21 protein-coding genes and 1 riboswitch are annotated in these 22,530 nt (G+C 66.7%); of the genes, 17 read left to right on the forward strand and 4 right to left on the reverse strand.

What is annotated here, in order from left to right; all coding sequences use genetic code 11:
• Positions 1-5 precede the first annotated feature (5 nt).
• Genes ULB03_RS06500 through ULB03_RS06510 form a run of 3 tightly spaced genes read right to left on the reverse strand, consistent with a single transcriptional unit; the run spans position 6 to position 2,427 of the window.
• Positions 6-854, reverse strand: a complete 849-nt coding sequence (locus ULB03_RS06500; RefSeq protein WP_322482421.1) for a shikimate dehydrogenase — start codon at positions 852-854, stop codon at positions 6-8.
• Between the two features lie 14 nt (positions 855-868).
• Positions 869-1,513: a Maf family protein gene (locus ULB03_RS06505; protein WP_322482422.1), complete on the reverse strand. Its 645-nt coding sequence runs from the start codon at positions 1,511-1,513 to the stop codon at positions 869-871.
• Positions 1,480-2,427, reverse strand: a complete 948-nt coding sequence (locus tag ULB03_RS06510; RefSeq protein ID WP_322482423.1) for a pyruvate, water dikinase regulatory protein — start codon at positions 2,425-2,427, stop codon at positions 1,480-1,482. Before ULB03_RS06510 ends, ULB03_RS06505 begins: the two co-directional genes overlap by 34 nt.
• Before the next feature lie 468 nt (positions 2,428-2,895).
• Here ULB03_RS06510 and hemE point away from each other — a divergent pair, with 468 nt between their 5' ends.
• The 6 genes from hemE to ULB03_RS06540 all read left to right on the forward strand — a co-directional run bounded on the left by hemE (position 2,896) and on the right by ULB03_RS06540 (position 8,616).
• Complete coding sequence (gene hemE, locus ULB03_RS06515; RefSeq protein ID WP_322483790.1) at positions 2,896-3,957, forward strand: uroporphyrinogen decarboxylase; 1,062 nt, start codon at positions 2,896-2,898, stop codon at positions 3,955-3,957.
• A gap of 60 nt (positions 3,958-4,017) precedes the next feature.
• Positions 4,018-5,112: a ferrochelatase gene (gene hemH / locus ULB03_RS06520; RefSeq protein ID WP_322482424.1), complete on the forward strand. Its 1,095-nt coding sequence runs from the start codon at positions 4,018-4,020 to the stop codon at positions 5,110-5,112.
• Positions 5,113-5,158: 46 nt separating this feature from the next.
• Complete coding sequence (hemJ, locus tag ULB03_RS06525; protein ID WP_322482425.1) at positions 5,159-5,587, forward strand: protoporphyrinogen oxidase HemJ; 429 nt, start codon at positions 5,159-5,161, stop codon at positions 5,585-5,587.
• Between the two features lie 380 nt (positions 5,588-5,967).
• Complete coding sequence (rho, locus tag ULB03_RS06530) at positions 5,968-7,230, forward strand: transcription termination factor Rho (protein WP_004271485.1); 1,263 nt, start codon at positions 5,968-5,970, stop codon at positions 7,228-7,230.
• A gap of 283 nt (positions 7,231-7,513) precedes the next feature.
• Positions 7,514-8,110 (forward strand): response regulator transcription factor, encoded by a 597-nt coding sequence (locus tag ULB03_RS06535; RefSeq protein ID WP_322483791.1) that lies wholly within the window; start codon positions 7,514-7,516, stop codon positions 8,108-8,110.
• Positions 8,110-8,616, forward strand: a complete 507-nt coding sequence (locus tag ULB03_RS06540; RefSeq protein WP_322482426.1) for a hypothetical protein — start codon at positions 8,110-8,112, stop codon at positions 8,614-8,616. Before ULB03_RS06535 ends, ULB03_RS06540 begins: the two co-directional genes overlap by 1 nt.
• 94 nt (positions 8,617-8,710) lie before the next feature.
• On the opposite strand, the gene secB is transcribed toward ULB03_RS06540, so the two are convergent.
• Entirely contained in the window at positions 8,711-9,151 is a 441-nt protein-coding gene (gene secB, locus ULB03_RS06545; protein WP_246130757.1) for a protein-export chaperone SecB, read from the reverse strand.
• 244 nt (positions 9,152-9,395) lie between these two features.
• Positions 9,396-9,473: riboswitch (SAM riboswitch) on the forward strand.
• 61 nt (positions 9,474-9,534) lie between these two features.
• On the opposite strand from secB, the gene metZ reads away from it, so the two are divergent.
• The 11 genes from metZ (at position 9,535) to ULB03_RS06600 (ending at position 22,438) form a co-directional block, all read left to right on the forward strand.
• On the forward strand, positions 9,535-10,746 hold the full coding sequence (gene metZ, locus ULB03_RS06550) for an O-succinylhomoserine sulfhydrylase (RefSeq protein ID WP_322482427.1): 1,212 nt from the start codon (positions 9,535-9,537) through the stop codon (positions 10,744-10,746).
• A 149-nt stretch (positions 10,747-10,895) separates the two neighbouring features.
• A complete protein-coding gene (locus ULB03_RS06555; RefSeq protein ID WP_322482428.1) occupies positions 10,896-11,516 on the forward strand; it encodes a hypothetical protein in 621 nt (206 codons plus the stop codon).
• A gap of 358 nt (positions 11,517-11,874) precedes the next feature.
• Complete coding sequence (locus ULB03_RS06560) at positions 11,875-14,739, forward strand: [protein-PII] uridylyltransferase (protein WP_322482429.1); 2,865 nt, start codon at positions 11,875-11,877, stop codon at positions 14,737-14,739.
• Between the two features lie 182 nt (positions 14,740-14,921).
• Positions 14,922-16,478, forward strand: coding sequence for a murein biosynthesis integral membrane protein MurJ (murJ, locus tag ULB03_RS06565; RefSeq protein WP_322482430.1), 1,557 nt, complete (start codon positions 14,922-14,924; stop codon positions 16,476-16,478).
• A 100-nt stretch (positions 16,479-16,578) separates the two neighbouring features.
• Positions 16,579-17,577 (forward strand): tryptophan--tRNA ligase, encoded by a 999-nt coding sequence (gene trpS / locus ULB03_RS06570; protein ID WP_145735261.1) that lies wholly within the window; start codon positions 16,579-16,581, stop codon positions 17,575-17,577.
• A 147-nt stretch (positions 17,578-17,724) separates the two neighbouring features.
• Positions 17,725-18,648 (forward strand): sulfite exporter TauE/SafE family protein, encoded by a 924-nt coding sequence (locus tag ULB03_RS06575; protein WP_322482431.1) that lies wholly within the window; start codon positions 17,725-17,727, stop codon positions 18,646-18,648.
• Positions 18,649-18,716: 68 nt separating this feature from the next.
• Positions 18,717-19,406 (forward strand): TIGR02186 family protein, encoded by a 690-nt coding sequence (locus tag ULB03_RS06580; protein WP_322482432.1) that lies wholly within the window; start codon positions 18,717-18,719, stop codon positions 19,404-19,406.
• 45 nt (positions 19,407-19,451) lie between these two features.
• Positions 19,452-19,802: a universal stress protein gene (locus ULB03_RS06585; RefSeq protein ID WP_322482433.1), complete on the forward strand. Its 351-nt coding sequence runs from the start codon at positions 19,452-19,454 to the stop codon at positions 19,800-19,802.
• Positions 19,793-19,972 (forward strand): hypothetical protein, encoded by a 180-nt coding sequence (locus ULB03_RS06590; protein WP_322482434.1) that lies wholly within the window; start codon positions 19,793-19,795, stop codon positions 19,970-19,972. The genes ULB03_RS06585 and ULB03_RS06590 overlap by 10 nt, the downstream gene beginning before the upstream one ends.
• A gap of 384 nt (positions 19,973-20,356) precedes the next feature.
• The gene (locus ULB03_RS06595) at positions 20,357-20,911 is read left to right on the forward strand and encodes a NifU family protein (protein WP_145735264.1); all 555 of its coding nucleotides are present in this window, start codon (positions 20,357-20,359) and stop codon (positions 20,909-20,911) included.
• Positions 20,912-21,397: 486 nt separating this feature from the next.
• Complete coding sequence (locus ULB03_RS06600; RefSeq protein WP_322482435.1) at positions 21,398-22,438, forward strand: glucosaminidase domain-containing protein; 1,041 nt, start codon at positions 21,398-21,400, stop codon at positions 22,436-22,438.
• The last annotated feature ends 92 nt before the right edge of the window (positions 22,439-22,530 follow it).

Consider the following 22,530-nt stretch of genomic DNA (forward strand, 5'->3'; position numbering starts at 1 on the left):
ACCGGTCAGTCCCCGAAGACGGCGGCGTAAAGCGCGTCCGTCACCTGGGGCGCCCGGCCGAACCAGGCCTCGAAGCCGGGCCGGCCCTGGTGCAGCAGCATGCCGCGGCCATCGACCACGGCATGGCCCCGGGCCTTGGCCGCCGCCAGCAGGGGCGTTTCCACCGGGGTGTAGACGATGTCGGTCACCACGGCGTCCCGGGGCAGGGCGTCCAAGGCCAGGTCCAGGGGCGGATGGCCGACCATGCCCTGGGTGGTGGCGTTGGCCAGCACATGGGCACCGGCCAGGGCGTCCGCGCGATCATCCCAGGGAACGGCGGTCAGCGGACAGGCGACACCGGGCCCCAACTCCGCCACCAGTTCCTGAGCCCGCGCCAGGGTGCGGTTCACCAGGCGTATCTCCGGCACGCCGGCATCGGCCAGCGCCACCACCAGCGACCGGGCGGCCCCGCCGGCGCCGACGATGACGGCCGGTCCCCCCATGGCCGTCCAACCGGGGGCACCAGTCTTGAGGTTCTCGATGAAGCCGAAGCCATCGGTGTTGCGACCCTCCAGCGCGCCATCGGGATGGACGATGACGGTATTGACCGCCCCCATGCGCCGGGCCGTCGCGTCCACCCGGTCCACGGTGCGGAACGCGGCCTCCTTATGCGGAACCGTGACGTTGCACCCGGCGAAGCCCAGGGCGGGCAGGGCGCGCAAAGCCTGCTCGATGCGGTCCGGGGGCACGGCCAGGGGCACGTAGGCGCCATCGATGCCGTAGTGCGCCAGCCAATGCCCATGCAGCCGGGGGCTGCGGCTGTGTCCCACCGGCCAGCCCATGACGCCGGCCACCTTCGCCTTGCCGCTGATCATATCCCAGTATTCCCTCAATCCGGCAGCACGCCGCGCACGCGCAGGAAGCTCAGCAGCGGCAGCAGCGGCAGGCCCAGGATGGTGAAGTGGTCGCCGGCCACGCGGCTGAACAGCTGGGCACCCAAGCCTTCCAGTTGATAACCCCCGACGGAGGTCAGGACCGCGTCGCCCGCTGCGTCCAGGTAGCGCTGGATGAAGGCGTCGCTGAGCGGCCGCATGGTCAGCTTGGCCTGGTCGGTCTGGTGCCAGACCCGGCTGTTGTTGTGGAACAGCACGGCGGTGGTCACCAGCCGGTGGGTACGGCCCGACAGGGCGCGCAATTGCTCCGCCGCGCCCTGCCGGTCTTCCGGCTTGTCGAACCAGCGGCCTTCGCATTCCAGCATCTGGTCGGCGCCGATGACATAGGCGCCGGGCACCTTGGCGGCGACGCGGCTGGCCTTCAGCTCGGCCAAGGCCTCCGCCGTCTCCTCCACGGTCAGGCCCGCAGCCTTGCAGGACAGTTTGACCTCATCCTCATCCACGCCGGGGCGATGGGCGACCACCTCCAGCCCCGCGTGGCGCAGCATGGACAGACGCGTGGCGCTGCCGGACGCCAGCACCACGGGCTGGGTCGCCAGCACCGGAGTCAAGGAGCCCGGCGGAATATCCTCAGACGACATGCGAACTCACATTCCAGAATGGGGCGGGCGGGGGACAGGCGCGGACCCTCCGCCGGCTCCCCCACCGGGTTGAGGGGCGGGGCCCCCGCCGGCCGCCGGCGGGCCAGCAGCATAAGGATTTCGGCCGCCGTCTCCTCGATGGAGCGGCGGGTGACGTCAATGACGGGCCAGCCCTTGCGGCTGTACAGGCGGCGCGCCTCCGACAATTCAGAACGAACCTGCTCGGGATCGACGTAGCTGGTCTCCTCCCCCTGGTTCAACAGGCGCAGGCGGTTGCGGCGGATCTGGATCAGCCGTTCCGGGTCCTTGGTCAGGCCCACCACCAGGGGACGGGACACCTGGTCCAGCTCCGGGGGCAGGGGGCAGCCGGGAACGAAGGGGATGTTGGCCGCCTTGATGCCCCGGTTGGCCAGATAGATGCAGGTCGGCGTCTTGGAGGTGCGCGAGACGCCGACCAGGATCACGTCGGCCTGGTGCAGTTCCCAGGCCGTCTGGCCGTCATCATGGCCCAGGGCGAAATCCATGGCGTCGATGCGGCTGAAATACTCGGCATCCAGCGCGTGCTGCCGGCCCGGCTGGCTCTGGCTTTCCAGGCCCAGATAGGCCGCCAGCGAATTGATCAGGTGGTCCAGCACCGGCACGCAGGGGATGCCGATTTCCCGGCAGGTGTCCTGCAGGCGGCGGCGCAGCCGCTCGTTCACCAGGGTGAACATGACCAGGCCCGGATTATCGCGGATGCCGTCGATGACCATCTCCAGCTGCCGGTCCGTACGGACCAGGTTCCAGAAATGCTCGACGGGTTCGACATGGTCGAACTGCGAAACGCAGGCGCGGGCGACGGAATTGATGGTCTCGCCGGTCGCATCCGACACCAGATGCAGATGGAATTCCTTGGTTTGGGCCGTCTGGGTCAAGGGCGTCGCTCCGGCAACGGGTAGAGAAGACAGGCCCCGGGGCCTGTGGACCTAATCTGGGGAAAACCGGCGGACAATACGGGAAAAGACACCCTCCACCGGATCCCGGTCCCGTTCCATACAGGCTCTCCGGGATCCCGTGCAGAGGGAATCCGCCCCTGGGGTAAAAGTCCGTCACCCCTTCGAACAGCTGGGGAAACCGGGCGGGCTTCCAACTTATCCCCAGGATCCCCAGATATGACGAACTCTATAGCATTCCAGGGTTCCCGCCATAAACCCCGCACCGTCATCCACAATCAAACAGCCCGCCGTGGGATCCCGCGGACGCTGTGGATGAAAATTCGGACGAATTTGAATTCCCGTTATCCACAGGGCCAACTACCACCCCATTCCTTTTTCAATTTAAGTCAGAGTAGAAAAGGGGCCTGTGGGAAAACCTCAGGCTGGCCGCCCATGTGGCCCGCCCTCATGGAGACCGCCTTGTCCCAGATCCAGCCGGACCGTTTGCTGCTCCGTACCCTCAAGGGGGAGATCTCGCCCCGTCCGCCGTTCTGGCTGATGCGCCAGGCCGGGCGCTATCTGCCCGAATACCGTGAGGTGCGGGCCCAGGCCGGCGGCTTCCTCGACCTGTGCCTGAAACCGGATCTGGCGACCGAAGTGACCCTGCAGCCCATCCGCCGCTATGGCATGGACGCGGCCATCCTGTTTTCCGACATCCTGATCCTGCCGCACGCCCTGGGGCAGAAGGTGTGGTTCGCGGAAGGGGAGGGGCCACGGCTGGATCCCATCCGCGACCAGGCCGGACTTGACCGTTTGGACGTGACCAACCTGACGGCGCGGGCGGAACCGGTTTATGAGGCTGTCCGTCGTATCCGCGCGGCGCTGCCGGACACCGTGACACTCATCGGCTTCGCGGGCAGCCCGTGGACCGTGGCGACCTATATGGTCGAAGGGGCGGGGTCCAAGGAGTTCCTGCACGCCAAGGGCTGGGCCTACGCGGATCCCGCCGGCTTCCAGCGCCTGATCGACCTGCTGGTCGACACCACCGTCACCCATCTCTCCGGCCAGATCGAGGCGGGGGCGGAGGTGGTGCAGCTGTTCGACAGCTGGGCCGGCGCCCTGGCCCCGGCGGAATTCGCCCGCTGGTCCATCGCCCCCACCCGGGCCATCGTGCGGGCCCTGAAGGACAAGCATCCGGGGGTCCCCGTCATCGGCTTTCCGCGCGGAGCGGGGATCAATATCCAGGCCTATGTGGAGCAGACCGGGGTGGACGCCGTCAGCCTGGACACGTCCGTTCCGCTGGACTGGGCCGCGACAGCGCTGCAGAGCCGCGTCCCGGTGCAAGGCAACCTGGATCCCCTGGCCCTGGTGGCGGGAGGGGAGGCACTGCGCCGCGCCGCCACCGACATCCTGACCACGCTGGGCAAGGGCCCCTTCATCTTCAACCTGGGGCATGGCATCGTGCAGCAGACGCCGCCGGAGCATGTCGCCGAGTTGGCGCGCCTCATCCGCGATTGGCCTTCCCCCTGATCCAGGGGAGGTCCCCAGCCGTATCGCCTTCCGCCCTGATCGACCGCCGACCGAGCCCCCATGAGCCCGCTGCCCCTTCCCGAGACCGCGCCCGACGCGGCGTCCAAGACCGCCCGTGGCCGGCGCATCGCCGTCGTCCTGTTCAATCTGGGCGGTCCCGATCGCCTGGAGGCGGTGCGCCCCTTCCTCTACAACCTGTTCCGCGACCCGGCCATCATCCGATTGCCGACGCCGTTGCGGCAGATGGTGGCGCACCTGATCTCCAGCCGGCGCGACAAGGTCGCCCAGGAGATCTACAGGACGCTGGGCGGCGGTTCCCCCCTGTTGCCCAATACCGAGGCCCAGGCCCGTGCGCTGGAACAGCAGTTATGGGACATCGGGACGGTCCGGGCCTTCGTCTGCATGCGCTACTGGCATCCCTTCAGCGATGCCGTGGCCCATGACGTGAAAGACTGGGAACCGGATGAGGTGATCCTGCTCCCCCTGTATCCGCAATTCTCCACCACCACCACCGCGTCCAGCCTCAAGGATTGGCACCGGGCGGCCAAGGCGGCGGGCCTCAAGGCGCCCAGCCGCGCCCTGTGCTGCTATCCGGACGAGCCGGGCTTCATCGCCGCCACGGCCAAGCTGGTGCGGGCCGCCGTGGAGGAGGCGTCGCAGCATGGAAAGCCGCGCGTCCTGTTCTCGTCCCACGGCTTGCCGGAAAAGGTGGTGAAGGACGGCGACCCCTATCAGTTCCAGTGCGAACGCACGGCCCAGGCGGTGGTCAAGGCCCTGCGCATCGACGGACTGGACTGGGTTTCCTGTTATCAGAGCCGTGTCGGTCCCATGAAGTGGATCGGCCCGTCGACGGATGAGGAGATCCGCCGGGCCGGTCAGGACAAGGTGCCGGTGGTGGTGGCCCCCATCGCCTTCGTTTCCGAACACTCCGAAACCCTGGTGGAGATCGAGCACGAGTATCGCCACCTGGCGCAGGAACTGGGCGTGCCCTATTTCGTCAGGGTGCCGACGGTGGGGGTGGAGGCCGCCTTCATCCAGGGCCTGGCCGGCCTGGTCCGCCAGACGCTGACCCGCGCATCGGGTGGGCCGGTGCTGTGCGGCACGGGCCTGCGCCTGTGCCCCGCTGGCAAAGCCGGTTGCCCCCAGGCGGTATGACCGTCATAAGAGGCCGACACCGTTAACCGGGCGAGGGGACACCCCCATGTATCTCTGGATCAAGGCCATCCACGTCATCGCCGTCATCTCGTGGATGGCGGGCCTGCTCTATCTGCCCCGGCTGTTCGTCTACCACTGCGCCGCCCCGGTGGGGTCCCCCCAGTCGGAAACCTTCAAGGTCATGGAGCGGCGCCTGCTGCGCGCCATCATGAACCCCGCCATGATCGTGGCCTGGGCCTGCGGCCTGGCCATGATCACCCTGGATCCGGGATTGCTGAAGGGCGCGGGCTGGCTGCACGCCAAGCTGGCGCTGGTGGTGCTGATGACCGTGGCGCACATGGCCATGGCCCGCTGGCGCCGTGATTTCGCGGAGGATCGCAACACGCGTCCGCAGCGCTTTTACCGCATCGCCAATGAGGTGCCGACCCTGCTGATGATCGGCATCGTCATCCTCGTCATCGTGCGGCCGTTCTGATCCACCGTTATTGCGCCGTTCAAGTTCCAGGCCCTTTCAAAGCTATTCAGGCCTAAGTCCATTGCGCCCGCCGGATCCGGGTCTTTTTGTTTTGACTTGGGCTCGGTTCCTGTACTAATCCTGAAACAGGTCAAGGCCCGTAACATCGGGGTGAACCCGAGTCGCCCCGTAACCGGGTGCCAGGCTCGTGAGGCATCCCCGCCCCCCTCCCCGGGATGGGCGCAGCGAGGCCAAATTTCCCCGAACTTCCCGTCCCCGGTGTTGCCGTTCTTTTTCCCAGGCGATGCCATCCTTCCACCCCACACACCCGATTTCATGAGGCCGGGGCCGACGGCCAAGCCCGTCGTCTTCCCATCCCGGGTCTCCCCGACAGGACGAAGATGAATCTCCAAGAGTTGAAGGCTAAGTCGCCCGCAGAGCTGCTGGCGTTCGCGGAAGAGCTGCAGATCGAGAACGCGGGCACCCTGCGCAAGCAGGACATGATGTTCGCCATCCTGAAGCAGCTGGCCGAAAACGACGTGCCGATCTTCGGCGAAGGCGTGCTGGAGGTTCTTCAGGACGGTTTCGGCTTCCTGCGCTCGCCCGAGAGCAACTACCTGCCGGGTCCGGACGACATCTATGTCAGCCCCAGCCAGGTGCGCCGCTTCGGCCTGCGCACCGGCGACACGGTGGAAGGCCAAATCCGCTCCCCCAAGGATGGCGAGCGCTATTTCGCCCTGCTGAAGGTCGGGTCCATCAACTTCGACCACCCGGACAAGGTGCGTCACCGCATCAACTTCGACAACCTGACCCCGCTCTACCCGGAAGAGCGGTTGAAGCTGGAAATCGAGGATCCGGTCCGCAACAAGAAGGACATGACCACCCGGGTCATCGATCTGGTGGCCCCCCTGGGCAAGGGCCAGCGCGCCCTGATCGTGGCGCCGCCCCGCACGGGTAAGACGGTGATGTTGCAGAACATCGCCCACTCCATCGCCACCAACCATCCGGAAGTCTACCTCATCGTCCTGCTGATCGATGAGCGTCCGGAAGAAGTGACCGACATGGCCCGCTCCGTCCGGGGCGAAGTCATTAGCTCCACCTTCGACGAGCCGGCCACCCGCCACGTGCAGGTGACGGAGATGGTGCTGGAAAAGGCCAAGCGCCTGGTCGAGCACAAGCGTGACGTCGTCATCCTGCTGGACAGCATCACCCGTCTGGCGCGCGCCTACAACACGGTGGTGCCGTCCTCGGGCAAGGTGCTGACCGGTGGTGTGGACGCCAACGCCCTGCAGCGGCCCAAGCGCTTCTTCGGTGCCGCCCGCAACATCGAGGAAGGTGGCAGCCTGACCATCATCGCCACCGCGCTGATCGACACCGGCTCGCGCATGGACGAAGTGATCTTCGAAGAGTTCAAGGGCACCGGTAACTCGGAAATCGTCCTGGACCGCAAGCTGTCGGACAAGCGCGTCTTCCCCGCGATCGACATCCAGAAGTCCGGCACCCGAAAGGAAGAGTTGTTGGTGGAAAAGGGAACCATGGCCAAGATGTGGATCCTACGCCGCATCTTGAACCCGATGGGCGCCACCGACGCCGTGGAATTCCTGATCGACAAGCTGAAGCAGAGCAAGCAGAATTCGGAATTCTTCGAGAGCATGAACCAGTAAGAAGAATTACAGTAACGATATCAAAGGTGCCATCGTTTGTCGGTGGCACCTTTTTTATTGTGAAATAAAACAACAGAAGCGCTGTAAACCATTCGTTAACCATGGCGCCACGGCCTTTGCACCCATAGGGCCGATCTGCCGCCTAGTCATACTCAATTGCGGCCTATAAGCATTTTCTGCTTGCATGACCCTTGCAGACGCTGAAAAAAGGTTCAAATAGCAGGGCTTAGTGGTCTATCCTTTTGGATAGAACAACCGCCGGGGGTCGTCTCAGATGCGCTTAATGATTGCCGATGACCATGGTCTGGTACGCGACGCGTTGTCTTCGCATATCGAAAGACAGGCGCCGGGTGCGGTCGTCGTGGGTGTCGCCAGTGTGGATGAGGCCGTGACGGCCCTGCGGCAGGACAGCGCCATCGACCTGTTGATCCTGGATCTGCGCATGCCGGGGATGAACGGCCTCGATGGGCTGCAGCATGTGCGCACGGAATTCCCCGCCCTGAAGGTGGCGCTGATGTCGGGCCTGGCCCGGCCGGATGAGATCCGGGGCGCCTTCACCCGCGGGGCGGTGGGCTTCCTGCCCAAGACGCTGAGCGCGGCGGAACTGCTGTCCGCCATCCAGACCATGCTGCAGGGTGAGCGTTTCATCCCGGCCGACCTCAACACCGCCGACACCGCCGATGGTGCCAGCTTCACCCGCCGTGAGCGCGAGGTGCTGGACTACCTGCTGCAGGGCCGTTCCAACAAGGAGATCGCCCGCTCGCTGGAACTGGAAGAGGTGACGGTGAAGCTGCATGTGCGCGGCATCTGCCGCAAGCTGGGCGCCAAGAACCGCACCCAGGCGGTCATGCGCGCGGTGGAGATGGGCATCGCCAGCTGATGGCCCCACCCATCGGCATCCCTCCCGGCACCACGGGTGAGGCGAAGGCGGAGGGCCGGATGGTCCCCGCCACCTTCCTGCATGACCTGAACAACCTGCTGACCGCCATCCACGGTTATTCCTCGCTGCTGGCAGCGGATCTGCCGGCGGGTGGGGTGGAGCAGGATTTCGCCGCCCGCATCCTGGCGGCGGCGGAAGAGGCGCGGCTGCTGGTGGCCCGAGTGCCACGCCCGCGTCCGGTGGCCGCCCTGCACGTCCTGCTCGTCGGCCGGGCGATGGACCGGCTGGCCGGCGCGCTGGAGACCCTGGGGCTGGAGGTCACCCTGGCGGCGTCGGCGCGCGAGGCGCAGGCCGTGCTGGCGGACGGGGGCGGCGAGTGGCAGGTGGTGGCCGGCACCAAGGCGACGCTGGCCGGCCTGGGTGACCTCCGTCTTCCCCTGGCGGTGGTTCCCGCCGGCGCCGATGCCGTCACCGCCGACGCCCTGATCCGCGCCGCGCGCGGCTGACCTCTTCCCGCGCCCAAAAGAAAACCGCCCGGGCCATACGGCGCCGGGCGGCTTTGACGAACAACGATGGCCGGGCTTGCGCCTGGATCGAGGCTTACGCCTGGGCCATGTCTTCCGGCTTTTCGGCCGCCAGCACCTGGCGACGGTACAGATCCACGAAGTCCAGCGGCTGCAGCATCAGCGGCGGGAAGCCGCCGTCGCGCACCGCGTCGGACACGATGGCGCGGGCGAACGGGAACAGCAGGCGCGGCGCCTCGATCAGCAGGACGGCGCGGGTCTGGTCGACCGGCATGGGCGGCATGGAGAAGATGCCGGCGTAGGACAGTTCCACGATGAAGGCGGTGCGCCCGTCGTGGTTGGCCTCGGCGCGGATGTTCAGCGCGACCTCATGGACGTTTTCCGCCACGTTGCGGGCCTGCACGTCGACCTGCAGGTCGACCTTGGGCTGCTGGCCGTTCATCAGGCTGGCGGGGGCGTTCGGGTTCTCGAACGACAGATCCCGGACGTATTGGGCATTGACCACCAGCGGCAGCATGCCGGCGCCTTCGGGGGCGGTGCTTCCGTTGGCGGCGCCGTTCAGGCTGGTCTCATCGGACATAGGTCTGGGACTCCCGGTAAAAGCAAATCAGCTATTCCGCAGAAGCGGACTGACGCGCGCGGGACTAGCACGGAAGCGGCTGGCCGGCAACCGCGCATTATCAGCGGGCATTACCCCAGCCGTCCTTGCATTGTCCCGATGACAAGGTCGCCGTTGACGCTCGGCCCAACGTGAGCCTAAAACCGGAATCCGTGGTGATTTGCTGACCGGCTTGCAGACCACGTTAAACAAGCTGCTAAAAGGTCGGGCCGTACATAAGGTACACCGACCACACCGCCGCCTTCGCCGGTCGCGGTTGCCTTATGATCGGAGTGACGGCCATGGGCCAGACGCCTGACAATCCCGCTTCCACCGCCCCCACGCTCCGCCCCCGCACCCAGCTGGTGCACGGCGGCACGCGCCGCAGCGGCTTCGAGGAAACCTCCGAAGCGCTGTTCCTGACCTCGGGCTTCATCTACGCCAGTGCCGAGGAGGCCGAGGCCGCCTTCGTCAACGACGGCTCGCGCTTCGTCTATTCCCGCTTCCGCAACCCCACCGTCGTCATGCTGGAGGAACGGCTGGCCGGGTATGAGGGCTTCGCCCGCTGCATCGCCACGGCCAGCGGCATGGCGGCGGTCCATCTGGCCGTCATGGGGCTGCTGAAGGCCGGCGACCGGGTGGTGGCGCCGCACGCGCTGTTCGGCTCCTGCCTCTACATCGTCAAGGATCTGGCGCCGCGTTATGGCATCCAGTGCACCCTGGTGGAAGGCACGGACCTGGCGCAGTGGGAAGAGGCGCTGTCCACCCCGGCCAGCGTGGTTTTCCTGGAAAGCCCCAGCAACCCCACCATGCAGGTGGTGGACGTGGCCGCGGTTGCGGATTTGGCCCACAAGGCCGGCGCCCGTGTCGTGGTAGACAACGTCTTCGCCACCCCCGTGCTGCAACGGCCGAAGGAATTTGGCGCCGATGTGGTCGTCTATTCCGCCACCAAGCATATCGATGGCCAGGGCCGCTGCCTGGGCGGCGCCGTGCTGTGCGATGACGAGGTGGCGACCCTGCTCTCCCCCGTCCTGCGCCACACCGGCCCGTCCATGAGCCCCTTCAACGCCTGGGTGCTGCTGAAGGGCCTGGAGACGCTGGAACTGCGCGTCAATGCCCAGGCCGCGTCCGCCCTGGCGCTGGCCCAGTTCCTGGAAAGCCACCCGGCGGTGTCGACAGTGCTGTATCCCGGCCTGCCCAGCCATCCCCAGCACGACCTGGCCATGCGCCAGATGAAGACCGGCGGCACGGTCATCACCTTTGACGTGACGGGTGGCAAAGAGGCGGCGTTCCGCCTGCTGAACACGCTGAAGATCATCAAGATCTCCAACAACCTGGGTGATGCCAAAAGCCTGATCACCCACAACGCCACCACCACCCACCAGCGCCTGACGGACGAGGAGAAGGCCAAGGTGGGTATCGGCCCCGGCACCCTGCGCCTGTCCGTGGGCCTGGAAGACGCGGACGACCTGCGCGACGATCTGGCCGCCGGCCTGGCCGCCGCCGCGGGCTGATTGATGGCCATGCCGGCCGCGTGACCATCACCGGCCGGCACAATTCGACTTTCGTCTCAGGTGAGGACACAACTTCCCCTGTGGACGGTCGCCGGCGTTTCCCCTAATGTTGCGGTGCAACAACGCAGCGCAACATAGGGAGCGCTTACGTGCCCGACCGGCATTTCCCTTACCCCCAAGCCCCGCGACCGCCCAAGCGGCCGCGCCGGGGGCGCATCGGCATGGTTCTTCCCGGCACCCCGGAAGCCATGCACCTGAAGCGTGCCCAGGTGGAACTGGACCGGGTGGCGGCGCGGGTGCACGAGACCGCCTTCGCCTCGGCCCACACCATCACCGCGCGCCTGGGCCTGCTGGCCCAAACCGGCGGCGACCCGGTCGCCTTGGGCACCAACCCCGAATTTGAGCGCATGGGCCGGGAAAAGGTCGAGGCGTTCGCGGACTCCGCCCTCGCCCTGGTGGGCGGCATGCGCGCCTTCCAGGACGCGTGGTGGCGCTGGCGTGACCACCAGGTGGACGCGCTGGGTGAATTCGCCCGCGCCACCTGGTCTTCATGGCATCCCGGTGATTGGGTGACGGCGGAACGCCGCCTGGTCACCTCCACCCTGCGCGCGGCCACCGGCGCCTTCACCCGTTTCAGCCATGCCACCAGCCGCCTGGGTGGGCTGGGCCTGGCCCCCATCCACCGTGCCGCCTCGGCCAACGCCCGGCGCCTGTCGCTGGTGCCCCGGTTGCTGCCGCGGCGCGGCGATGGGCCGGAGGGGGCCACCTAGCATCTGGAGCGGGCCCCAGGTCTGGGAGGGGGCTCAAAAGGTAGTCAGCCTGAAGCCTGGGACTCGAAACAACAAAATCCGGGAGGCGGCCATGGGACAGCGGGACAGGGGGGAAACCCCCGGAAGATCGGGATCGGGTGGTACGGACGTGCTGGACCGCCCCGCCAAGGCGGAGCCGACCCCGTCCGACGCTAAATGGTTAGGCAAGGCATCCGCCCGCGCATGGAGTGATGCGTGGGAAAAAGTTTGTGCCATACTCCCCGTCCGTCCCGGGACCCGCAGCGCGGGTGCCCCGATCCTGGACGATGCCCGCCTGGCCGGTTTGACACGCCGGGCTTTGCCAGAGACCCGCCGCGCCATGTCTTCCACCGCCAAGCCCACCCCCACCGCCTCTTCCGCGCCGGCGGGCGCGCCGCCGGAAGATGACCGGGGGGTGGAGGCCCTGCCAACCGCCGAGCTGCTGACCACCCGCCTGGCCAACCTGGCGGATGGCGACCTGCGGCCGGACGCGCTGCGCGCCGGTATCCTGGCCCTGATGCGCCAGACACTGGACCAGGGCCGCGCCCAGATTCGTCGCCGCTTGGAAGGCGGTGGCCGGGGGGAGGTGTGCCTGCGCGAGGCCACGGCCCTGACCGACGCCATCGTGGTGTCGCTGGCGGACTTCGCCCTGCACCGCGTCTACCCGACGGCGGGCCCCACCCGGGGTGAACAGTTCGCCGTGGTGGCCACCGGCGGCTATGGCCGCAAGGAGATGGCGCCCTTCTCCGACGTCGACCTGCTGTTCCTGCTGCCGTACAAGCGCACGCCGCGCATCGAGCAGGTTGTGGAATACGTCCTGTACCTGCTGTGGGATCTGGGGCTGAAGGTTGGCCACGCCGTGCGGTCGGTGGATGAGTGCGTGCGGCAGGCCCTAGCCGACATCACCATCCGCACCAGCTTGCTGGAGGCGCGCTTCCTCTACGGTGACGACAAGCTGTTCACCGAGTTCCGCAAGCGCTTCGCCAAGGAGGTGGTGGCCCACACCGGCCCCGCCTTCATCGAGGCCAAGCTGGCGGAGCGCGACAGCCGCCACCTGAAGTTCTGCGACAGCCGCTATGTGCTGGAACCGAACGTGAAGGAGGGCAAGGGCGGCCTGCGCGACCTGCAGACCCTGTTCTGGATCGCCAAGTATGTCTACCAGGTCGACAAGGTGAAGGATCTGGTGGCCAATGGCGTGCTGCTGGCCGAGGAGGCGCAGCGCTTCGCCAAGGCGCAGAACTTCCTGTGGACCTGCCGCTGCCACCTGCACTACCTGACCGGCCGGGGTGAGGATCGCCTGACCTTCGATGTGCAGGGTGAGATGGCCCGCCGCCTGGGCTACACCGACCACGCCGGCACCAGCGACGTCGAACGCTTCATGAAGCACTACTTCCTGATGGCCAAGGATGTGGGGGATCTCACCCGCATCCTCTGCGCCACCCTGGAACAGGAAAGCCAGCGGCCGCCCCGCTTCGCCTTCCTGCGGCGGCTGAAGCCCAGCGAGCTGGAAGGCTTCGTCATCGACAACGGCCGCCTCAGCATCCGCGACGAGCGGCATTTCCGCGACAAGCCGGTGGACATGGTGCGCCTGTTCCGCGTGGCGCAGTGGCACAACCTGGACGTCCATCCCAAGGCGCTGCGCGCCCTGGCGCGCTCCATCTCCGCCTTGGGTCCCAAGGTGCGCAACGATCCGGAGGCCAACCGGCTGTTCCTGGAAATCCTGGGGTCGCGCAAGGATCCCGAGGTGACGCTGCGCCGCATGAACGAGGCCGGCGTGCTGGGCCGTTTCCTGCCGGATTTCGGACGGGTCGTGGCCCAGATGCAGTACGACATGTACCATATGTTCACGGTGGACGAGCACACGCTGTTCGCCATGGGCATCCTGCACGACATCGACAAGGGCAACCTGAAGGACGAGGTGCCGCTGGCCTGCGAGGTCATCCACACCCTCAGTTCCAAGCGCGCCCTGTCGGTCGCCCTGCTGCTGCACGACGTGGCCAAGGGCCGGGGCGGCGACCATTCCATCCTGGGCGCCAAGGTGGCGGAAAAGCTGTGCCCCCGCCTGGGCATGACGGAGGAGGAGACGGAGACGGTGGCCTGGCTGGTGCGTCAGCACCTGACCATGTCCATCGTCGCCTTCAAGCGCGACCTGGATGACGAGAAGACCATCCGGGACTTCGTCGACATCGTGAAGTCGCCGGAACGCCTGAAGCTGCTGCTGGTGCTGACGGTGGCCGACATCCGCGCCGTGGGCCCCGGCCGCTGGAACAACTGGAAGGCCACGCTGCTGCGCCAGTTGTACTGGCGGGCGGAGGAGATGATGTCCGGCGGCGTCGTGGGGGCCGACGGGCGCGAGGCCCGCATCATCAACGCGCAAGGCGCGTTGCGCGCCCAGTTGACGGATTGGGCGCCGGCCGATGTCGACCACCATCTGGCGCTGGGCTACCCCAACTACTGGCTGGCCTTCGACCCGCCCACCCTGGTCCAGCACGCCCGCCTGATCCATGAGGCGGAAGCCCGGCAGGCCCCCCTGACCATCGAGACCCGCTACGATCCCGGCCGCTCGGTGACGGAGGTGACGATCTACACCGCCGACCACGCCGGCCTGTTCTCCCGCCTGGCCGGGGCCATGGCGCTGGCCGGCGGCGACATCGTGGATGCGCGCATCACCACCATGACCAATGGCATGGCGCTGGATGTCTTCTCCCTGCAGGGTGCGGGGCCCGGCGGCGCCCGCTTCGACAGCGGGGACAAGCGGGCACGGCTGAAGTCCAGCGTGGAAAAGGCGCTGGCCGGTGACATCAAGCTGGCGCCGGAACTGGCGAAGCGCACCTCACCCCTGCCGTCGCGCACCCGGGTGTTCCGCGTGCCACCGCGCGTGCTGGTCGATAACAAGGCCAGTGCGGGCTACACGGTCATCGAGGTCAACGGCCGCGACCGCCCCGGTCTGCTGTACGATCTGACCCGGGCGCTGACGGCGCTGAACCTGCAGATCGCCTCGGCCAAGATCTCCACCTACGGCAACGCCGCCGTCGACGTCTTCTATGTGAAGGACATCTTCGGCCTGAAGGTGGCGCATGAGGCCAAGCTGGCCCAGATCCGCAAGGAACTGCTGGCCGTGCTGGACGAGCCGGACCCGGCGGCCGAACAGCCCAAGGCCAAGCCGCCGGCCCGGCGTCGCTCCACCGCTGCGGCGGCTGAGTGAGGTCAACGACGTGCTGCGTGGCCTGTTTCAGTTTCCCCTAGGCCCCGACCGGGGCCGCCGGAGCTTTTCGGGAGCGGCAGCGGACTGAAACGCGAGGAAGCAAAGCCGGCGGATGCCCGCGCCCGGCGCTTCAGGGAACATGAAAACTGGCACCTTCGCCGGTTTTCATATACTCCGCGCCCATGAGCTTCGCGCGCGCTACCGCCACCGTCGGCGGCCTCACCCTCATCTCCCGCGTCGGCGGGTTCGTCCGTGACCTGCTGACCGCCTGGGTGCTGGGGGCGGGGGTGTCGGCCGACATTTTCATCGTGGCGCAACGGCTGCCCAACTATTTCCGCTCCATGTTCGCGGAAGGGGCCTTCACCGTCAGCTTCGTGCCCATGTATTCGGCCGACCTGAAGGCGCGGGGGCGGGGGCCGGCGGACCAGTTCGCCGACCAGGCCTTGTCCTTCATGGTGCTGGTGCTGCTGCCCATCACCGCCCTGGTGATGATGGCCATGCCCTGGGTGATGCTGGGCCTGGCCAGCGGCTACGCCGACCAGCCGGACCATTTCTCCCGCCTGGTGGAACTGGGGCGCATCACCTTCCCCTACCTCATGTTCATCTCCATCACCGCCCTGCAGACCGGTGTGCTGAACGCCCTGGGACGGTTCGCGCCGGGGGCGGCGGCGCCCATCGCCTTCAACATCTGCATGATCGCCGCCCTGGGCTGTACCGTCTGGCTGCATCTTGAGGCCAATTTGGGCCAGGCCTGGGGCCTGACCATCTCGGGCATGGTGCAGATGATCTGGCTGGCGGTGTCCTGCCACCGGGCGGGGGTCAGCCTGCGCCTGACCTGGCCGCGCCTGACGCCGGATTTGCGGCGGCTGTTCCGCCAGATGGTGCCGGGCGCCATCAGCGCCAGTGTCATCCAGATCAACCTGATCATCGGCACCCATGTGGCCTCGCTGCTGCCCTCGGGGTCTATCTCCTACCTTTATTATGCCGACCGCCTGAACCAGCTGCCGCTGGGGGTCATCGGCATCGCCATCGGCACGGCCCTGCTGCCCACCCTGTCCCGCCATGTCCAGGCTGGGGAGCGGGACGCCATCGACCACCACGTCAGCCGGGGCATCGAGTTTGGGCTGCTGCTGGCCCTGCCGGCGGCCTTCGCCCTGGGCCTGGTGCCCGAGCCCATCTACAAGGCGCTGTTCCATGGTGGCCGCTTCGGCCTGGCGGAGGCGCACCAGACCGCCCTGGCCCTGGCCGTCTATGCCCCCGGCATCCCGGCCTATGTCGCGTCCAAGGTGCTGACCGCCATCTACTTCGCCCACCAGGACACGCGCACCCCCATGCGCATCGCCATCGCCACCCTGGTGGGCAACATGGTCCTGGCCACCGTGCTGGCGCTGTACACGCCCTTGGCCCATGTCGGCATCGCGCTGGCCAGCACCATCACCGCCTGGGGCAACATCGGCCTGCTGGCCCTGTCGCTGGCCCGGCGCGGCTGGCTGCGGCTGGACCGCCAGCTGCTGACCCGGGCGCCGCGCATCCTGGCGGCCAGCCTCATCATGGCGGGCTGCCTCATCCCCCTGGCCACCGTTCTCGACCCCTACTTTGTGGACAGCGTCTGGGTGCGCGTGCCGGCGCTGGCGGGGCTGGTGACGGCGGGCCTGGCGGTTTATGGCATCGCCGTGGTCGCGCTGCGCGGCGTGGTCATTTCCGACTTCCTGGCGCGCCTGCGGCGGCGGCGGAAGTAAGAGTTCACGGGAGGACAGGGCCCCCTCCGGCTTGACCGAAAGCGGGGCGGGGCCCTACCTTCCCCATCCGGTTTTATCATCTGGCTCAAGGTTTCCATCCATGACCCGCATCTTCTCCGGCATGCAGCCGACCCGCCTGCTCCACCTCGGCAATTACCTGGGCGCGCTGCGGAACTGGGTGGATTTGCAGGACCAGTATGAATGCATCTTCTGCGTCGTGGACTTGCACGCCCTGACCTTGCCGCAGGACGCCCCGACGCTGACCAAGAACATCCGCGCCGTGGCCGCGGCCTACATCGCCGCCGGCATCGATCCTGACCGTAACCTGATCTACAACCAGTCGGCCGTGTCGGGTCACTCCGAACTGGCCTGGATCTTCTCCTGCCACACCCCCATGGGTTGGCTGAACCGCATGACGCAGTTCAAGGAGAAGGCGGGCAAGCAGAAGGACATGGCGGCCCTGGGCCTCTATGCCTATCCCGTGCTGATGGCTGCCGATATCCTGCTGTACAAGGCGACCCACGTGCCGGTGGGTGAGGACCAGAAGCAGCACCTGGAACTGGCCCGCGACATCGCCGGCGCCTTCAACCGCTTCTATGAGAAGGACGTCTTCCCCCTGCCGGAACCGCAGATCCTGGGTGAGGCCACCCGGGTGATGAGCCTGCGCGACGGCACCAAGAAGATGAGCAAGTCGGACGAGTCCGATTACAGCCGCATCAACCTGACGGACGACGCCGACGCCATCGCCCTGAAGATCCGCAAGGCCAAGACCGATCCGGAGCCGTTGCCGGCCACGCTGGAGGAATTGGCCAAGCGGGCCGAGGCCGACAACCTGGTCACCATCTACGCGGCGCTGGAGAACATCTCCAAGCAGGACGCCCTGTCCCGCCACGCCGGCGCCACCTTCTCCGCCTTCAAGGCCGATCTGTGCGACCTGGCGGTGGCCAAGCTGTCGCCCATCACCGCCAAGATGAACCAGCTGTTGGCCGACCCGGCAGAGCTGGACCGGATCCTGCGCAAGGGCGCCGACAAGGCCAACGAGATCGCGGCCCAGACCATGGCCGAGGTGAAGGACATCGTAGGCCTGCTGCGGCCGTAAACCGCGCAGAGGGTGCGGTGCTTTGAGACCAGCGGCATGGGGCCCGTCCCTGTGCCGCTTTTCTTTTGGGCGGACGGCAAGTCCCATGGCCCATGCCTGGCCGCTCAGGTAGAGTGGTCTTCATGGCCGGCACGCCTTAAGGGTCCCATGCAAATCTACCTGCCGATCGCCGAAATGTCGGTCAACGTCTTCTGGGTCTTGGGCCTGGGCGCCATGGTCGGCTTCCTGTCGGGCCTGTTCGGCGTGGGTGGCGGTTTCCTCATGACGCCGCTGCTGATCTTCATCGGCGTGCCGCCGGCGGTGGCGGTGGGCACCCAGGCCAACCAGCTCGTTGGCGCCGGCGTCTCCGGCGTCATGTACCATTGGCGCAAGCGCAACGTGGATGTGAAGCTGGGCTTGGTGATGCAGGCCGGCGGCATCGTCGGCACCGTGCTGGGCGTCATGCTGTTCGGCATGTTGCAGCGCCTGGGCCACATCGACCTGGTCATCTCCCTGTCTTACGTCATCTTCCTGGGTGGCATCAGCGGCCTGATGCTGATGGAAAGCGTGCGCGCCCTGTTCCGGGGGCGGCGCAAGGGGGCGACCCGAGGCAAGCTGCACCACCACACCTGGCTGCACGGCCTGCCGTTCAAGATGCGTTTTCCCCGGTCCCGGCTGTACATCAGCGTGCTGCTGCCGGTCGGCATCGGTTTCATCGGTGGCGTGCTGGTGGCCATCATGGGCATCGGCGGCGGCTTCCTGCTGGTGCCGGCCATGATCTACATCCTGGGCATGCCCACCACCCTGGTGGCCGGCACCTCGCTGCTGCAGATCATCCTGACCACGGGCGTGGCCGCCGTGCTGCAGGCGGCGACCAACCACACGGTCGATATCCTGCTGGCCCTTATGCTGCTGGTCGGCGGCGTGCTGGGCGCCCAGCTGGGGTCGCGTGCCAGCGGCTACCTCAAGGGCGAACAGGCCCGCGCCCTGTTGGCGCTGACCGTCCTGGGCGTGGCGGTGAAACTGGCGGTGGACTTGGTGCTGACGCCTGACGACCTCTATTCCATCACCACCACGGCGGGGCCCAAATGAGGGCGCGGCGCTACAGACGGGTGATGGTGATGCTGGCGTTGCTGGCACTCTGGACTCCGGCGCCGTGGATGCCCGCGCGCGCCCAGACCCTGGTGGCGGATCTGTCCAGCCATCTCATCGCCATCACCACCGGCTTCACCGGCACCGACGTGGTGCTGTTCGGCGCCATCGACCAGCCCGGCGATGTCGCCGTGGTGATCGAGGGGCCGGAAACCTCCCAGACCGTGCGGCGCAAGGATCGCATCGCCGGCATCTGGATCAACAATGAGACCCTGAAATTCTCCCACGTTCCCGGCTTCTACGGTGTCGCCAGCAACAAGCCGCTGGACGCGCTGCTGCCGCCGGCGGTCGCCCAGCGCCACGAAATCGGGCTTGATCATGTGCGCATGCTGCCGCGTGCCGATGCCGACGCGGCCACGGTGGCGGAATTCCGCTCCGCCCTGATCCGCAACAAGCAGCGCGAGGGTCTGTACGGCACCGAGGTGGGGGAGGTGGTGTTCCTGGGTCAGCGCCTGTTCCGCACTTCCATCAGTTTTCCCGCCAACGTGCCCATCGGCCTTTACACCGTCAGCGTCTACCTCATCCGCGACCGTGACGTGGTGGGGGCCCAGACCACGCCCCTGGCCGTCAGCAAGATCGGCTTTTCCGCCGACATCTTCGACTTCGCCCAGCATGACGGCCTGGCCTATGGCGTGATGGGTGTGCTGTTGGCGGTCGGCGCCGGCTGGCTGGCCGGCAGCGTGTTCCGCAAGGGCTGATGGCCCGATCGTTTCAACCTGTTCAGCAGAGGGGTGCCGCGTCCCATGTCCATCGATGATCCCACCCCCGGAACGCCCATTGCCGGAACGCCCACTGCCGATTGCCCAACCCGCATCTTCCTGGTGGTGGTGGATGAGACGGAGGAGATGACCGTCGCCCTGCACTATGCCGCCCGTCGTGCCCGCAGCACCGGCGGCCGTGTCGCCCTGCTGCATTGCATCGAGCCGGGCGACTTCCAGCATTGGGCCGCGGTGGAGGACCTGATGCGCCAGGAACGGCGGGAGGAGGCGGAGCAACTGCTGCAGCGCCTGGCCCGCGATGTGGTGGATATTTGCGGCTCCCCCCGGCCCTCTATCTGCGCGAGGGCGACACCCGCGATGAACTATTGGCCCTAATCGCGGAGGAACCCTCCATCTCCATCCTGGTGCTGGCCGCCGGCACCGGCACGGCCGGGCCCGGTCCCCTCATCACCTATATCGTGGGCAAGATGTCGGGCACCCTGCGCATCCCCATCACCATCGTTCCCGGCTCGCTGAACGACCTGCAACTGGACGCGATCACCTGAGCGCGACGCAATCGCCGGTCCGGCTCAAGGGGGCGGATTTTGACTCGTTGCGGGGCTGTTTTAAAACTGTGACCGTCTTTTAAAAGGCCGTGACGGCCGTCATTCCGCTTTTGAAAATGCGTACTTTTAAAATACGCCAATGGTCGCAGTCGCCGCCCTGGGTGGTCTGCGGATATGCCACTAATTCCGGAGGATTTCCGCGATTTTGCAGGCTTGTTTCGTGGCCGTGCCAGTTGCGGCGGAGGGTCGCGCAGACCGGGTCTGCTGCCTGGCGCCTTGATATTGGCGGACAGTCGCCCCATTTTGGCTAAAATGCTGATGCACATACGGCGCGCTGTCGTATTTTAAGTCCGCATTTCCGTGTTGTCTTTCAAGGTTTTCCAGATGTTCATCCAGACCGAGGACACCCCCAATCCGGCCACCCTGAAGTTCATTCCGGGCCGGGAGGTGTTGGCGCGGGGAACGGCCGACTTTGCCGACCGGACGGCTGCCGACCGCTCTCCTTTGGCGCAGGCGCTGTTCGACGTCGACGGCGTGGAACGCGTTTTCCTGGGCGGTGATTTCGTCACCGTGACCAAGGGCGGGAACCAGGATTGGTTCACGTTGAAGCCCCAGATTCTGGGCCGGATCATGGAGCATTTCGCCGCCGGCCGTCCCGTCCTGCTGGACGAGGCGGAAGACGGTCATAGCGAGGGTGAAGAAGAAGATTCCGAGATCATCACCCAGATCAAGGAATTGCTGGACACCCGCGTTCGTCCCGCCGTGGCGCAGGATGGTGGCGACATCACTTTCCACGGTTTTGACAAGGGCATCGTCTACTTGAGCATGAAGGGTTCCTGCGCCGGATGCCCCAGTTCGACGGCGACATTGAAGGCCGGCATCGAAAACATGCTGCGTTACTACATTCCTGAGGTTGTCGAAGTCCGCGCCGCCCGCTAGTATGCGCGCCGCCCACCCCCCAACAAAGGACGGGGGAAGGATGTTCGTGGGCGATACCCGATGGGGGGAGCGACGGAAAAGCGTCCCCACCCGGGTGTAAGTTACCGTCCAGCCATGCCGGCCTGGAGAATGGCCCACATAGTGGCGGGCCCATTGGGCATGGCTGAACGGATTATCCCGGATTTGATTTCCGGCAGCAAAAACGTCCCATGGACGCGTACCCCGGTCGCCCTATGTCCCTGAACTGTGGACGCGATCGATGGGGCGGGCGTCTGGACGTTCCTCGGTAACTGTTCGGAGCATTCATTAATGGCGAAGGTCGACACTGCGGGGATTCCCGCGCAGCGCTGGCTGGCTATTGGTTCCGTGCTCGTGATGGTTTTCGCGGTATTCCCGTTAACCCTCGCTGAGCTGGCGTCCGGAAGCGGTCCGCTTCTGGCCCCCACCGGTTTCATTGTCCCCGTGACGCGCCCGACCCCTCCGGTCTTGGCCCAGGTCCCGCAGCCTCCCGCCGTCCAGCCCAAGCTGGACGCGCAGAACCTGCTGGCCCTGTTCAAGGAAAAGAATTTCACGCTGGACGAGGTGCGTACGGGCGAGCGTCCCGTGCCGCGCATCGTGCTGGCCGGCCTGCCCCGTGACCTGGGCAAGATGGACAGCGTCGACGACCGCAAGCAGATCTTCGTGAACACCATGCTGCCCCTGGTGCTGCTGGTGAACGAAGAGATCGAGCGTGACCGCGCCCGCCTGACCGCCCTGCGCGACAGCATGAAGGGCATACCGGCCGATGCCGCCAAGGCCGGCGGCCCGGCCGCCGTGTCCGTCAATGCCAACGTCGCCGCCGCTGCTGCGGTGGATGCACCGGTGGGCGGAAAGGTCGTGGCGGCCGCCGTCCACACCCCGGCGCCGGGCGTCGCCCCCCATGGCGCCGCTGAGGCCGTCCCGGCCACGGTGACCCCCGCCGGCGCCGCCCTGTCGCCGTTGGATCAGGTGTGGGTCGCCCGCCTGGCTGCCCGCTATGGCATGGACCCCACCCGCAAGATCGACCTGGACGCCCTGCTGCGCCGCGTGGACGTGGTGCCGGTGTCCATGGCGCTGGCCCAGGCGGCCGAGGAAAGCGGCTGGGGCACCTCCCGCTTCGCCCAGCACGGCAACGCCCTGTTCGGCCAGCTGACCTGGTCGGAGGAAGAGAAAGAGGGCATCACCCCGCGCAACCGCCATCCTGGCGACACTTCGCGCTTCCGCAAGTTCGAGGATTTGCTGGAGTGCGTGCGCGTCTACATGCAGAACCTGAACACGCATGACGCCTACGCGCAGTTCCGCGCCACCCGCGCCACCCTGCGCAAGCAGGGCAAGCCGCTGGACACCCTGCTGCTGCTCAACACGCTGGACAAATATTCGGAGCTGGGGCCGGTGTACGTGAAGGCGGTGCGTTCCCTTATCCGCACCAACAACCTGCGCGATTTCGATCAGGCGGTGCTGCATAACGAGCCCGAGCAGATCGTGGTGCAGGTGAAGCGCGCCAGCTGATGGTCACGCCGCAGGTTGTCGTGGTCACCCCGCGCTCTTGATGGTTTCTTGATTTTCCCGGTGGCGCCGGACCGGCAGTGTTGGCGCCACCG

It is taken from the genome of Nitrospirillum goiasense (assembly GCF_034427435.1).
Lineage (GTDB): Bacteria > Pseudomonadota > Alphaproteobacteria > Azospirillales > Azospirillaceae > Nitrospirillum.